Origin of the sequence: Halococcus sp. AFM35 (genome assembly GCF_051195015.1) — an archaeon.
Lineage (GTDB): Archaea > Halobacteriota > Halobacteria > Halobacteriales > Halococcaceae > Halococcus.
This window is the reverse complement of sequence record NZ_JBNTJU010000045.1, coordinates 1-13763: the sequence shown is the minus strand read 5'-3', so window position 1 is coordinate 13763 and position 13763 is coordinate 1. Positions and strand designations below refer to the sequence as shown.

At 53.4% G+C, this 13763-nt stretch carries 10 protein-coding genes and 4 pseudogenes; 9 read left to right on the top strand and 5 right to left on the bottom strand.

Annotation, left to right across the window (positions count from 1 at the left end; all coding sequences use genetic code 11):
* Positions 1-364: 364 nt before the first annotated feature.
* The 5 genes and pseudogenes from ACQUQO_RS16930 to ACQUQO_RS16910 all read left to right on the top strand — a co-directional run.
* Positions 365-802 (top strand): annotated as a pseudogene (locus ACQUQO_RS16930) (ISH6 family transposase); the annotation flags it as partial.
* Positions 803-1045: 243 nt separating this feature from the next.
* A protein-coding gene (locus tag ACQUQO_RS16925) for an IS630 family transposase (protein ID WP_435079627.1) occupies positions 1046-2067 on the top strand; the annotation gives its coding sequence in 2 pieces (ribosomal slippage) (positions 1046-1546 and positions 1549-2067; 1020 coding nt in all).
* 3 nt (positions 2068-2070) lie between these two features.
* Positions 2071-2901, top strand: a pseudogene (locus tag ACQUQO_RS16920) (ISH6 family transposase); the annotation flags it as partial.
* A 142-nt stretch (positions 2902-3043) separates the two neighbouring features.
* Positions 3044-4213, top strand: coding sequence for an acyl-CoA dehydrogenase family protein (locus tag ACQUQO_RS16915; RefSeq protein WP_435079625.1), 1170 nt, complete (start codon positions 3044-3046; stop codon positions 4211-4213).
* Between the two features lie 324 nt (positions 4214-4537).
* Positions 4538-4666, top strand: a pseudogene (locus tag ACQUQO_RS16910) (IS630 family transposase); the annotation flags it as partial.
* 16 nt (positions 4667-4682) lie between these two features.
* Here ACQUQO_RS16910 and ACQUQO_RS16905 read toward each other — a convergent pair.
* Both ACQUQO_RS16905 and thsA read right to left on the bottom strand, forming a co-directional pair.
* A pseudogene (locus tag ACQUQO_RS16905) lies at positions 4683-4944 on the bottom strand (IS4 family transposase); the annotation flags it as partial.
* 155 nt (positions 4945-5099) lie between these two features.
* Positions 5100-6773, bottom strand: coding sequence for a thermosome subunit alpha (thsA, locus tag ACQUQO_RS16900; protein ID WP_435079623.1), 1674 nt, complete (start codon positions 6771-6773; stop codon positions 5100-5102).
* 159 nt (positions 6774-6932) lie between these two features.
* Here thsA and fmdA point away from each other — a divergent pair, with 159 nt between their 5' ends.
* Positions 6933-8204 (top strand): formamidase, encoded by a 1272-nt coding sequence (gene fmdA / locus ACQUQO_RS16895; RefSeq protein WP_435079622.1) that lies wholly within the window; start codon positions 6933-6935, stop codon positions 8202-8204.
* Positions 8205-8331: 127 nt separating this feature from the next.
* Here the strand turns inward: fmdA and ACQUQO_RS16890 are convergent, their stop codons facing one another.
* Together ACQUQO_RS16890 and ACQUQO_RS16885 are read right to left on the bottom strand one after the other, a co-directional pair.
* Positions 8332-9561 (bottom strand): amidohydrolase family protein, encoded by a 1230-nt coding sequence (locus ACQUQO_RS16890; RefSeq protein ID WP_435079621.1) that lies wholly within the window; start codon positions 9559-9561, stop codon positions 8332-8334.
* A gap of 385 nt (positions 9562-9946) precedes the next feature.
* Positions 9947-10102, bottom strand: coding sequence for a hypothetical protein (locus tag ACQUQO_RS16885; protein ID WP_435079619.1), 156 nt, complete (start codon positions 10100-10102; stop codon positions 9947-9949).
* A 197-nt stretch (positions 10103-10299) separates the two neighbouring features.
* Here ACQUQO_RS16885 and ACQUQO_RS16880 point away from each other — a divergent pair, with 197 nt between their 5' ends.
* The 3 genes from ACQUQO_RS16880 (at position 10300) to ACQUQO_RS16870 (ending at position 11758) form a co-directional block, all read left to right on the top strand.
* Positions 10300-11070 carry a recombinase family protein gene (locus tag ACQUQO_RS16880; protein ID WP_435079618.1) on the top strand — a complete coding sequence of 257 codons (771 nt, stop codon included), beginning with the start codon at positions 10300-10302 and terminating at the stop codon, positions 11068-11070.
* An 86-nt stretch (positions 11071-11156) separates the two neighbouring features.
* A complete protein-coding gene (locus ACQUQO_RS16875; protein ID WP_435079616.1) occupies positions 11157-11555 on the top strand; it encodes a type II toxin-antitoxin system death-on-curing family toxin in 399 nt (132 codons plus the stop codon).
* A 32-nt stretch (positions 11556-11587) separates the two neighbouring features.
* Entirely contained in the window at positions 11588-11758 is a 171-nt protein-coding gene (locus ACQUQO_RS16870; RefSeq protein WP_435079614.1) for a hypothetical protein, read from the top strand.
* 296 nt (positions 11759-12054) lie between these two features.
* Here ACQUQO_RS16870 and ACQUQO_RS16865 read toward each other — a convergent pair whose 3' ends face one another.
* Positions 12055-13503, bottom strand: a complete 1449-nt coding sequence (locus tag ACQUQO_RS16865) for a Zn-binding domain-containing protein (RefSeq protein WP_435079612.1) — start codon at positions 13501-13503, stop codon at positions 12055-12057.
* Positions 13504-13763: the final 260 nt, after the last annotated feature.

The window sequence follows — 13763 nt, the reverse complement described above, 5'->3', positions numbered from 1 at the left end:
GATGTCGATACTCGGAGGAAAGGAACCAGAATCACGTGCAGAGGCATCTACGAACGGACTGCGCTAAACACATACGAGTATTGTTCTTAGATCCGGCGTATCTCCTTATCGTCAGGTTCGATAGCCGCAACATCCATCTTGCTCAGGGGCCTCCACTTCGACTTCAACGAGGTAATCCTCATGGAGGCTTGTTGAATTGTTCCGGGGCACTGTTAACTTAGTCGGTTGCTCGGCTTGGCAAGATCGTTTGACTCAGCGAACTGTGGCTAAAATACTGGTCGTATCTCAAAGCCGTCTAAAGTCGAGTAGTAACTGACTCTGTGGAAGCGGAGTCACCTCTGGTAGCCTACACGAGAGGTGCCCCATGCACGCCACAATCGACGTGCGGTTCGAACTCAGCATTGATGACGACAAAACACTACCGCTCGCCGCGCTCGGTGAGGAACTCACCGAGCAGGACATCGAGGCCACGATCCTCGAACAGCTCGTCGCAAGCCTCGACGAGCAACTCGTCGAGGCGCTCTGTGGTGAGAAACACGCCCGCGGCAACGGCGACGAACGCTTCCAGCGCCGCGGCACCAAATCACGCTCGGCAGTCACAACCGCTGGCGAGCACGACTTCGACCTTCACTACGTCGAGGATACTGCCGCCAACCACGATGAGGAATCGTACTTCCGGCCCATCGAGGATATCATCAGCTTCGACGGGCAAAAACAGTATCAGCAGGACATCGCCTTCCAGAGCGTCGAGCGCGCCACCACGCTCAGCTATCGTGACGCCGCCAAGGACAGCGACGGCATCTGAGTGGTCTGCAAAAGAGTTGAATCCCTCCAGAACATATGTGAGAGGCCGTGCTGAATCGCTGGACGGCGCTGGAATGAAGCGGCGTCGGTATCCATATTGAGCAAGGGTTCATAACTTACGCAGATCACTCCGATGCCGTCGCGTTCCACCATCCACCGCCGTGTCAAAGAATACGGCAGTAAACTCGGCGACTATACCGTATGCCGGAAGTTTTGATACCCCAGCGAACTAGTCGCCGATATGGCTAAGGAAGGGAACAAGATTCCCGACCTCACGAAACGTCGAGTCCGCGAGCAACTCGCGGACGAGACAGATCCGAAGGCGATCAAGCGGCTCACCGCTGCTCGCGAGTATCTTGAAGGACTCTCTCCGGCCGATATTGAAGCCAAATACGGCTGGGACCGCCAGACCGTCTACAACTGGTTGAACCGCTTCGAAGAGCGCGGCTTCGACGCCGCGCTCTACGACAAACCTCGTCCCGGACGTCCATCCGAACTCAGCAATGAACAGTTCGAGCAGTTCGCCGCTGTACTTCATGAGCCACCTGAAGAAATAGGGTACGACGACCCAGCATGGAGTTCAGCTCTCGCCCAGCACTACCTCATCGAAGCGTTCGATGTCGCTTTCTCCCACCGTCACGTTTGTCGATTGATGAACAAGGCCGGGGTCTCACCGAAGAGACCCCGGCCAGAGCCGGCTTCTGCCGACGAGGACGAGCGCGAGGAGTTCGAGGAGACGGTTAGAAAAAAGTAGGCCGCCGTGATGAGGATGCGACGGTTGTCACAATTGATCAGACGCGGAAAGCGGTTGGGGCGGACCTCTATACGGCATGGTACCCGGTTGGCGAGAGGCCGACCGTGGGCGTGTCGGCCTCTCGCGAGGGTGTGAATCTGCTGGGAGCAGTCACTGAGTACGGTGAGACGACGGTGTTGGAGTGTGGCGGATCGTTCACCGGTGAGGTGACGATCCGCTTTCTGGAGCATCTCCAAGCGGAGTTTGGCGAGAAATTGGTCGTACTGTTGGATCAGGCGACGTACTTCACCGCCGCGGCGGTGAAGCACTTCGCCGCCGATGAACCGATTGAGCTGGTGTATTTCCCGACGGGATCGCCGGACCTGAATCCAACCGAAGAGTACTGGCGACGACTCAAACTCGCCTTAGCAAACCGCTACTTCGGCAGTTGTGCCGAGATTCGCTCAGCAGTCTGGACAGCACTCGAATCAATCAGTCCACCGGGAGTCTATCAATATCTCTGTCTCTGAGTATACCTCCACAAGCAGCTCGCCGGGACGAACGCCGACACAGTACTCGCTGACGGAACCAAGTGTCACAGCCAAGACGACGCTACCGCATACAACGACGTCCACGTCACACTCGGCCAAGACGAGGACGACGCAACCAGTCTCCTGGACGTCTCGGTCGACGACGCGTGGGACGACACCGCCACCGCCCTCGATGAAACCGAGGCGGTCACTGACGACGCGACGGTCGTCAGTGACGCCGAAGAGGGACTCGTCGAGGCGTTCACCGCCGACGACCGCCGCCACCAACCTGATCTGGTCCACGTGGCTCGGACGACCAGCTACAAGCTCTGGGAAGACGGTGCGTTCTCCCTCGAAGAGCGCAAGCAGATCGTCTCGGAGGTCACAAACGACCTCTTTCACCTGAAGAACTCGGTCGAGAAACATCGTCCGAATGAGGAGTGGGCGGCGATCCGCGAGCGGATCGCCACCACGAAACAGCGCATACGCCATCTCGCGTGGCAACTGGAGCAGCTCTCCTCACCGAAGACCGCAACGTATCTGCGGAGGTGGCTCCCATCGATGATTCTATTCGCTGAAGAGGCCACAGAAGGGTTCGAGGTGCCGTGGACCTCGAACCCGGTAGAGCGAGCGATGGGAGAAGTCTCGAAGCGGTGCAAGCATCAGTGGATGCGGTGGACAGCCGCCGGATTAGAGGCACTGCTTCAGTTACGACTCGTGAACTGTGCCAACCCAGACCATTACCAGTCGTTCAAGCACGATCTGCTTCAGCGCTCAACCAAAACATCAATCAGGTGTGACCTCTCAGTCGAGGCTACCAGAGGCGAACTTTAGACGACTTTGTGACGCGACCAAAATATTGTGTATCTGAGGACCCCAATTCAGATGTTGCTGACCCCGAATACCCGAGGCCATTTATACCATGCAGCATATGTAGTTGTTAGCTTTATACTATAGTCGCACGGTTGCAAATGCAATGGATTTCGAATGGACCCAGGAACACAAGTTGATACGCCAAGCAATCAGTGATATTGCTGCTGACTATTCAAGAAATTATTGGCAGAACGTCAGGGAAGAACGACGTTTCCCCGCTGAATTTTATGATGATCTTGCAGAAGGCGACTGGCTAGGTGTCGCATTTCCTGAGAAATATGATGGGCAAGATATGGGTCTTCTAGAGATGGTCTTGATAATCGAAACCCTTGCTGAGTCTGGCGCTTGGATCGGGGCTGTTACACTTGTCGGCGGGCCTGTTTTTGGCGGCTTCTCCATCCTCGCACATGGGACAGAAGAACAGAAACAGCGGTATCTTCCCAAGATTATTAACGGTAATACGACGTGGGGATTAGGCGTGACAGAAGCGAATGCTGGGCTAAACACTACGAACCTCACGACATTTGCTGAACGTAACGGTAATGAATTTATTATAAATGGGGAAAAGCAATTCATTTCTGGATTAGAACACGCCGACAAAATGTTGCTCTTAGCCCGCACGGCCCACAAAGAAGACGTTGAGATGCCCGCCGACGGCATCACGATGTTTATTGTGGATCTCAACGACAATGCTATCGAATACAGCGAGATTCCACTCGACATTTACTATCCGGAACGCACCTATCAAGTTCATATTAACAGTCTTCGTGTTTCAGAATCTCAGATTCTCGGAACAGAAGGCGATGGACTTAGACAAATGTTTGATACCCTAAACGCAGAACGAATTGTGCTGGGCGCCTGCACGTGGGGAGCCGGCAAGTCGACCTTAGAGAGTGCAGTCGAACATGCTAAAGAACGGGAAGTCTGGTCACAAGCAATTGGCGGACATCAAGCTATCCAACATCCACTTGCAGACGCGCATGCAGACCTAGAAAGTGCTCGGCTTGCCTTGGAAAAGGCCGCATGGCAACAGAGCACGCAAACCGGCGATGTCGGTGAAGCAGCGAATTTAGCGAATTTGCAGGCCGGGAAGTCTGCTTTTGAGGCTGCCGAAGCGGCTATGACAACCTTCGGCGGTATGTCGGCGTCTGCTGAAATAGGTATCTCTGCCGCATGGGAGTTTATTCGACACGCTCGAACTGTGCCAATCAGTGAGGAGATGATCTGGAACTATCTTGGGACACACAGTCTCGATCTTCCTCGTTCTTATTAAAGAGCGAAGCGTCGCGTCTCCCGCTGAGTGTAGCTTCAACCAAGAATCTACAGGTATATTGTCTCTGGGCGCGTAACTACTGGAATGAGTGCGAAAAATACTTGTCAACCTCTCTAAGGAAGACCGCAATACACTTGAGTGGTTCATCTCCACGGGTGAACGGAGGTCCGAGGACAATACGCGAGCACGAATTCCCCTGAAAGTAGATGACGAGCTCACTGATCTCCGCATCAGTGAGCACGTCGGCTGTCACCCCAAAACAGTGTTCAACACGCGCAAAGCTACGCCAAGCGAGGGCTCGCGGCGATTCATTGCCGCAAGCCCGACCGCGAATACGAACGCAAACTTGACGGGAGAGCTGAAGCCCACCTTATCCGACTCGCCTGCAGCAAACCACCCGAGGGACACGCTCGCTGGACGCTGCACCTCCTTGCCGACGAACTCGTGACCCTCCACAAGATCAACTTTACTCGACGAGGTCGCGGAGATATGCGGCGAGCAGCGGCGTCAGCCACTGGTAGAAGCCGCCAGACGAGAGCGTCTTGTCGGGAGTAGCGTTGTGGGCACGACGGAACGCGGCGAGTGTTCGGCTCTCGCCTGCGGCGAAGCCGACACAAGCGCCCAGACCATCGCTGGAACCTGGAACTTGCCGTCGCGTTCGACCACACCGACTGCCTTGGGTGGTCTTCAAGCGCAGTCAATGGAAAGAGTGTACTGAGCCGGCGTTCAATTCGATCCGAGGAGGATTCTGGAGTTACACCGAATTCCTCCTCACTCCGTTCATGAACCGATTTCGCTTCCAGCCGCAATCATGTGAGTTTGTTGTTATCTAAAGGCGAATGACTTGATTTCATTCAATACTACACCAGAGGGCTACTATAGATCTCTAATGCCCAATGGCCCATGGATATCCACTGGTACTTTGCGAAGTATGGCCTTGTGACCTCCGACTGTCGCTTGTCGTGACATCGCCTGAGTCCGTACCCGTATGCTGGAGAATGTCGTCTATTCGTAAGATTGTTGCAGCCGTTTCTAGTGCAGTCGTGAGACAGTGTCGCTTCACAACTGTTGGTTCAAGAATGTCTGCTTCCAGCATATCCCGCAATTTGCCAGTCGATGAATCAACACCGACCATTGGATTATCTACATGGCGATTTCGAAGTCGAGGGAGAAGCTCTGATGGATCACGACCAGCATTATTGATGAGCGCTCGCGGTATGGATTCAAGGCTACTGGAAAATGCTCTGATCGCAAGCTGTTCACGGCCACTGATAGTATTTGCATACTTCGAGAGGTCCATCGAGAGGGCTGTCTCAGTTGCCCCACCACCAGGAAGAATACCTCCACCCTGAACTGTTCCCTGAACAACCGCGGTACAGCTTTCAATAATGCGTTTGGTTTCCTCAGCAACATGCTTCGTTCCGCCACGCAGCAATAGCGATACTTGCTTGTCCCCAGATAGACCAGCAATAATGAGGAGATGGGCCGAACCTGCTGATCGTTGTTCAACTAACCCAGCAATACCGATATTAGTCCGGTCAAGATCGCTGATAGACTGCACAGCCGTCGCTGCTGTTGCACGAGCGAGAGCATCGAATTCATCTTGCCGAGTACGTTCAGCAGCAAGAATACCCTCTTTGGCTAGTCTCGTCCGAATGGCATCGTCAATCGATTTCTGACAAAAAAGTATGTCTACATCAAGATTAGCAAGAGTTTGTGTAATTTTGTTTTTGGTATCAGATTCATATTCCTGAAGTGAGTCGAGTTGCTCTGGAGTAGAGATAGTTACCTGATCAATGTTATCTGGTGGTCCAATGTCGATTTCAGCGTCAACTAGAGCAAGGCGAGCGTTAGTAAGTGTAGATGGAGTGCTGGTCTCGAGCATTTCGATTGTTGTCGAGGAAGCATCCATGTCCACGAGTATCCCGTCTATGAGTTCGGAATCTCGCAATTCACCGCCAGGGAATGCCTTAGTGGTAATAGAAGAAGTCCCAGGTTTGCTATTGCGACCAGCAGCATGCACAGCATCTGTTGTGAGAGTTGAAAAAAGATTGGTCGCTTCAGCACCCCACCTTCCGGTCACTGCAGTTTTCGCGACCGCTTGCAATAACTCATTGTCCTCCAGTGTGCAGTCAGCACGGTATTTGTCTAATCTCTGTAAGGTGTGGGAAGCTGCTCTGTAGTATCCCTTCAGAATCACTGTTGGGTGGAGCCCATCGTTCAAGAGGTCTTCTGCTTTTGAGAGTAACTCGCCTACAAGGAGAACTGTAGTGGTCGCACCGTCTCCAATGATCTCTTTTTGCTCGTTTGCAGCCTGAGCGACCATCTGAGCTGCCGGATCCTCAATATCCATTCGATCAAGGATGCTCGCCCCGTCGTTCGTAACAATGACTGTCCCATTGGTACCGACGAGCATTTTGTCTCGTCCAGATGGTCCGAGAGTTGATCGAAGGGCTGTAGCAACAGCTCTGCCGGCGTCGATGTTCGCCTGTCGGGCAGCATCACCCGTTGTTCGTTTCAGATCATGGGTTATCCACTGTTGCCGGATTGAACGTGACATGTCTTTCCTCACTTAGAGGAGGACTATAACGGTTGGTCTTGTGCGAGCGGGCGCATTCACTTCGGTTTCTATCCATTTCAGATCATGTGTTCTATCTTCCACAATCGTTAAGACATCAATATCCGATATCCTGAATGGAGTTTACGAACCGGAGAAACTATGCCAGAAGTGAAATTTGAGGTTGATGTCGACAGTGAGCCAGACGAACAACCCGGACCGAACCCATTCAATCGATGGCACCCGGACATACCTGCAACCGTCAAGGCTGACCCGGGTGAGACCATGCGTCTCGAAGCGCTCGACTGGACTGGAGGACAAATCCAGGACAACGATAACGCAAACGAAGTCCGTGATGTGGATCTCACGCAGGTCCACTACCTAGCAGGTCCAGTACATGTAAACGATGCCGAGCCTGGTGATCTCTTGAAAGTCGAGTTTCTCGACATGGGACCACTCAATGAGCGCTCAGAGTTCGGATTTGCTGGCACCTTCTCACAACAGAACGGCGGTGGATTCCTCACTGATCATTTCCCAAAGGCTGCAAAATCGATCTGGGACCTCGATGGCTACACAGTCTCTTCACGGCATGTTCCCGATGTCCGCTACCAAGGGAAAATCCATCCAGGTCTAGCTGGGTGTGCGCCAAGCCAAGAACTACTCGAAGAATGGAATGAACGCGAGCAAGAATTAGTCGATAAACATCAACAAGATCCGGAATCGATTCATAACCACCCTACCGGCGAAGAGGAGCCCCCAGTTGCCAATCTCCCCACAAAAGAAGGAGCACTGATGGGAGAGATGGATCCAGACGAAGCCGAAAAAGCTGCAGAAGAAGCAGCTAGAACAGTTCCACCGCGTGAACACGGAGGAAACCATGACATCAAGGATCTCTCGATTGGCTCGACGGTCTACTTCCCAGTCTACGTAGAGGGCGCGAAATTTGGAGTAGGTGATTTCCATGCCTCGCAAGGTGATGGAGAGATTAATTTCTGTGGCGCGATCGAGATGGCAGCGTACATCGATCTCAAGTTCGACCTCGTCAAGGATGGTATGGACAAACACGGTGTCGATCATCCAATATTCGAGCCGGGAAACCGCGGACCCACGTTCGAGGACTACGTAACGTTCTGTGGATATTCGGTCACCGAAGATGGCGATCAGCACTATCTTGATCCGCATGTGTCCTATCGGCGAGCGTGTCTCCAGGCTATCGACTATCTAAAGAAGTTCGGCTACACGGGACAGCAAGCGCTCCATATTTTGGGAACAGTTCCTGTCGAAGGACGTCACAGTGGAGTTGTAGACGTGCCCAACGCTTGCTCGACGCTTGCTCTTCCGAAGGGCGTATTTGATTTCGATATCTCCCCAGAAAGCTTCGACAACGACAAAGATCGTGGTGATCTCAGTATTACGGACGATCCGCTCGTGTAAAATCTATCCCGTCGATCTGTCGACCGTAGCCTCAAGATAACCTCTGACGAGCCGAAATGAATTCATGGTAGCGATAATAGAGTACGTCCAGACATAGCGCAAGTCCAATTCGTACAAACGGGAAGTGTCAAGGAGCGATTGTATTGCCGTCCTCGGCGACGATACGACCCTCCTTCACGGCGTATCGCGGCGTTCGGTTCTCAACGATAGCCCACTCGGGCGAGGCGCTACGATGAACGACGAGGTCCGCAGGCGTTCCCTCCGCGATACCGTATCCGTCGATACCAAGGAGCTGTGCCGCCCTATCGGTCACGAGGCTCCAGAGGCTGGCGAGACCCTGATTCGTCGAGTAACCGTCGAGTTTGAATGATTCAACGAGTAGCGCTTCGAGCGCATCGACGTTTCCATGTACGCCCCAGAGGTCGTGGATTTGATCGGTACCGTGAGCCATCCCGAGACCAGCGTCCTGAAATCGGCGAATCGGCATCCCGGGTGGTGTGCTCTGATAGCAGGTAATAAATTTGAGCCGTGCCGCCGCGAACTCCTCCATCGCATCGCCAAGCCGTCCGTTCTCAGTTGATCCGTTCACGGCATCGGCGAGCGCATAAGCGTGGCTCGCGGTGACGTGGCCTTCGTAGCCATGCGCGATCGTCTCCGCAGCAAGTCGGGTGAGTGTGTCAATTCCTACATCTCCACGTTCGTGGATGTGGATGTCAAGGTCTGCGTCGGCTTCGGTTGCGACGTCGAACCATGTTGCAATCGTTGCCTCGCGGTCGTCGTTGAGCGTGGCGGGGTCGAGGCCACCCACGAGGTCAGCTCCGGTGTTGAGGGCGGCTCGCACGGCGTCCGCGGAACCGGCGTCCCGGCAAATACCGCGCTGTGGGAAGGCGACGATTTCGACATCGAGTCGATCAGCGAATGCTTCCCGAACCGACGCCAGCGTCTCGACGACATCTGTCCCGACGACACTATCGACGTATCCATGAGAGCGGATGTGGAGGACGCCGTTAGCAATCGCCTGCTCAGCGGCCCGTCGAGCGTTCGCCGCGATGGTTTCACGGTCCGTTGTGGCGAAGTACGCGGCGGTTCGTTCGATTGTGTCAGTTCGCTCGCTCCGATCATCGTTGTTCCGCGGGCGGCGGTCGCCGGTCGCCGAACGCGCCATATCGAAGTGAACGTGCCCATCGACGAGTCCAGGGGAAACGAGGTTCCCTTCGGCATCAAGTTCGGTAGCCCCGGATTCGGTAATCTCCGGATGAATCGCCACGATGTTGCCGTCGTTGACGCCAATATCGACGACCGCATCCCGATCCGAGACGTATGCATTTCGCACGAGGAGTTCGAGCGAAGAATCCATGCCGTTGATATTGGTTTACGCGGCATCCGACTATCGATATCGATGAAGCTCAACAGCCGAGATAGTTGCCAACGACCTCATTGACCTTGCCGATATTCTTGATGCATGAAACGACAAATCCGAACAGTATCCCGTGCTTATCGGTGATACACTAAAGTCCGCCGAGTATTACTCGTCCTTTGCTCTCTAATCCCGAGTACACTTGTTTCGCAGTTACAACGGTGAATCCGTACAGAGAGCAGAACAGTGGCCATTCGATATTTCTTTAAGTGATTCTGGCGACAAGATGTAGATACGAGAGAGGTGCTGGCCGAGTTCTTTGCTGTACTTCCATGCGAGAGGTCACTGAGTCGGTTGAAATCATGGCTGGCAGCTGAACCCTGCTTCAGTCCGGGCTCAGATTCCCGATCGCGTCATCGATGTCGAAGTCTTCAGTCGTCTCGGATCCCTCTTTAGTCCGGTCGACTTCTTCTTGCTCCTCGTCGATGTCGACCTCTGGACCCTCGTCGTCGGAGTACTCTGAGTGGACTCCCCAGGGCATGTCATCGCCTCCTTCTGGTGGCGTCTCTCGGCTCTCGATGACATACTGATTCGTGTAAGGTTAGCAATTTCATGGCTTACTGAAGCTCAGACCTTCAAGTGGTGACCGAAGGCCATTATACCTACTGGAGACAGGCTCGCACCGGCTCCGCTTCGGAGTTCTGGTTAGTTAATCCGTCTTTGGCTACATCCTCAACAGTGCAGTCAGCCGCTATCTACGCCCGTGTCAGTACCCCCGAACAGGACCTCCAGCGACAACTCGATGAGTGCCACGAACACATCGCCTCGAAGTTCCCCAAGGCCACAACTATCGACACATACACCGACGTTGTCTCAGGAACCGATGAACACGGTGGCGAACAGTACCGCAAACTCGACAGAGCTATCGAGAACGGTGACTACGATCTCGTCGCGGTTCACGAACTCTCACGACTCTCGCGGCTCGGTGCTGGCGAAATTCATCGATTCATCCAGCATTGCATGGAGCGAGGGACAACCGTTGAATCGCTCGATCTCGGTCTCTCGATTCACGTCGACGATCCACCCATCCAGCGAACCGTCTACACCATGATCGCCAGCATCATGGGCGACCTCGCCAAGATCGAGCACGAACAGAACCTCCGCCGTATCCGATCCGGGATTCGAGCCGCCCAGCGGACAGGGACGTGGACCGGCCGGCCGCCGCGGGGCTTCGTAATTGACGGGAATGGCATCCTCCACATCGATATTGAGGGCTTCCTCGAAACTCGTGAAGCGCTCCTGCGTCTGGAGCATGGCGAGCAACAGACGCTCGTTGCTGAGAGTTCGGGGATTCCACGGAGCACGCTCGTCCGACTGTTCGAAGACGAACAGCGCCGCGCGATCTATCTCGACGGAGTAGCTACTGATGACCGTCTCAATCGTGCTCTCGACGAAATCTGGACTTTCCCAAACTCGGTGCCAGGTGGAGCGAAGGTAAGGTCCAATTGATAAGTACTTCCATGGCCTGATCAGGCCCTGTTGAAGCAAATACAACGTCAGAAACGCCTATACGGGCCTAAAGACGAAACACGAGTGTGCCCAACGAGTTCGTGTACCCTTCCGCCAATCTGATCCTCGATCTCCATACACAGATCGTTAAGGAGGGTGATCTCACCGAACCGGGTGTTAGGTCGAAGGATGCGGTCGATTCGGCCCTCCAGTACGTTTCGGAGGGGTTCTTCGGCGAGGTACCGGACTCACTCCACCAGAAAGCGGTCCATCTGATGCGACTGCTTGTCGCCGATCATCCGTTTGTCGATGGGAACAAACGAACAGCACTCCGCACAGTGGTCGTTTTCTACATGCTGAACGGGTATACGTTCGAGTACGGTGACGAAATTCGTGCCCTCCTGCATCGGTTCGCGACTGACGAGACGGAGGTCGACACCGAAACAGCCGTCATCTACTTCCGAGCGTGTGCTCGTCGCAACTGATTAGTGGACGCAACGGATATAGCTGATAGAAAATGGCATCGAGTGTCGATTCCTCAACCAAGCCCGACGACGATGTCCGCCAGCTGTACGAGCAGTATCAATCGGCGACCACTGAGAAAGAACGCCACGAGATCGCACTCGAGATGGGACGACTCGATGCAGAGCGTCATGCCGACATCTACGCCGCGCTTGAAACCGAGTAGCTCGCAATAGCTCTTGTGTCGCCGTCTCCAAGCTCAACACGAGACGCTACCTTTTCGCCATCCCTGAGATCAACATAAATCGAACCCCCTTTCTACCAGTCTGGTAGAAACTATAGTTTCTCGCCACGTCGGTAGAGTGACTTTTTTAGACTGTCGCCTCAGTATCAAAGGGAGTCAAAATAAACGAACGGCGTTTCTCTACAGCCTGTAGATTAGCAGATACTTCTTTACAGGGCTCCTTTCAGGAATATTCAAACTCGATAGAACTCCCATCGTTGTGTTCATATATAGAACCGTCAGTGACCGCCAATCTCATTGCCAATTTGAGTCCGATAAACATTCATCATCGGGTCATTTTCGAAATCTTCGATATGAATCTCAATAACGGTCCAGCCTTCTGCTTTCAGCGCGTTCCTGAGATATTTGTCCTTCTTTTTCTGCTCCTTCTCAGTATGAATTGGACCATCAAGATATATAGCGATTTCTGCGTTTTCGTGGAATAAATCTGGAAGTGTGTAAGCGCTTATACTCGGCAAATCTACCTTGCCCTGTGGTTCAAATCCACTATACCCCCACTCCTTACAGACGATATCTTCGAGCCGCTTTTCCCAGAGGTTCGTATCTTCGTCGCCCTCCTCCTCTATTTCGTTGATGGGTTCGATTGGGTTCGCTATTGTTGGTTCGCGACCCATTCCCTGAATTAGACCCAGTGCCTGGTGACGGTTCAGCTCGTCATGGTAGAACTGATTGTAGTAGGTTCGAAGACAGTCATAGCAACTAGTTGAACACGCGCTCGGACAGCTTCCAAGGAGATCTTGGGCGGCGGTATGTACCTCCTCCCATTCGTCGATGAACTGTTCAAGAAGCCCACTACCGCCAGGCATTGGATCATAGAGAAAGAGCTGCCACATCTCCCCCTCGTCACTTGGAATCGGGAGCCAACGTAGGTCATCACGTTCCATATCGAAGAGATGACTACCGACGAGAGTCAGTGATTCCCCGAGGCTTACAGCGTCCCCCTGTGACTCTAACTCAGTGAACAGAAGCCCGTCTACATCGCTGTGAACGTGAAGTGCAAAGTACTGTGGTTCTTCGCCACAGCGTTCTTCGTGGTACTCGATGAAATCTTCGAGTCGGTCCTCACTCTCATATGGACTTCGAACGCCGCCACACACGACACAAATCGGGTAGCCAAGTGGATGGTCTCTCTCAGGTTGCTCTGGTCCGAAATTCAGAATAGTAACGAACTGGCTTTCTCGATGGTCAACAATTTGATCGGAGAATTCGTATCGATGACCTCCATCGTGCCGCTTGCGTAGAACACCAGCAGTTACACTCGGCATTCGGAAGCGGGTGTTCTCAAGTTCTTCGACGTGGCTAATAAACCGAAGTTGTGAGTCGACAAGAGGCAAAGAGGGGACATCTATCGCCTGAGGATTATTGTAACCGGCTTCTGCTTCTAACTTGTTTTTAACAGCAAACCGATCAGGATTGACCGCCCATTCGCGTGGGTTCTTAACCTCATCACTTGCAGGGAATTTGTAATAACTGACCTGATATTTCCCACCGTTCGCATAGATTCGATTTCCAGGGACGTGTTCATGGATTGCAATACTGTTCGAACGGTTGAGATCGAACTCGAATTTATCCCAGCCACGAGAGTAGGCTCGTTCAGCGGAAGCTACGACTCCTTCACGAGAAGTCGCATATCCCGGTAGGAACCCCTCTTCTGCGAGGATAGACAACGTGTACGTTCGGTATCCACGATCCTCGTCATTGGAGCCACTGGTCGAGTACGGACGAAGCGTGTCGATAGTACTCTTACATCTGTCTTTGAACCGTTCTTCTTCGTCCGTAAGCGTCTCACCTCGGACTTCCTTGTTGGCGAGGCGTCGGCGTTGTTCCCATGCCCATGTTAGTCGGTCCAACAATTCCCGATTCGAGTATATAAAACGCCCCGCTCATCCGCTTGCTGACCGTTCGTGCTGATGATATGGAACCCTCA

Coding starts and splice junctions, on each gene's coding strand:
- ACQUQO_RS16915 (WP_435079625.1), top strand. CDS start 3,044: ATGGATTTCGAATGGACCCAGGAACACAAGTTGATACGCCAAGCAATC.
- thsA (WP_435079623.1), bottom strand. CDS start 6,773: ATGTCACGTTCAATCCGGCAACAGTGGATAACCCATGATCTGAAACGA.
- fmdA (WP_435079622.1), top strand. CDS start 6,933: ATGCCAGAAGTGAAATTTGAGGTTGATGTCGACAGTGAGCCAGACGAA.
- ACQUQO_RS16890 (WP_435079621.1), bottom strand. CDS start 9,561: ATGGATTCTTCGCTCGAACTCCTCGTGCGAAATGCATACGTCTCGGAT.
- ACQUQO_RS16885 (WP_435079619.1), bottom strand. CDS start 10,102: ATGCCCTGGGGAGTCCACTCAGAGTACTCCGACGACGAGGGTCCAGAG.
- ACQUQO_RS16870 (WP_435079614.1), top strand. CDS start 11,588: ATGGCATCGAGTGTCGATTCCTCAACCAAGCCCGACGACGATGTCCGC.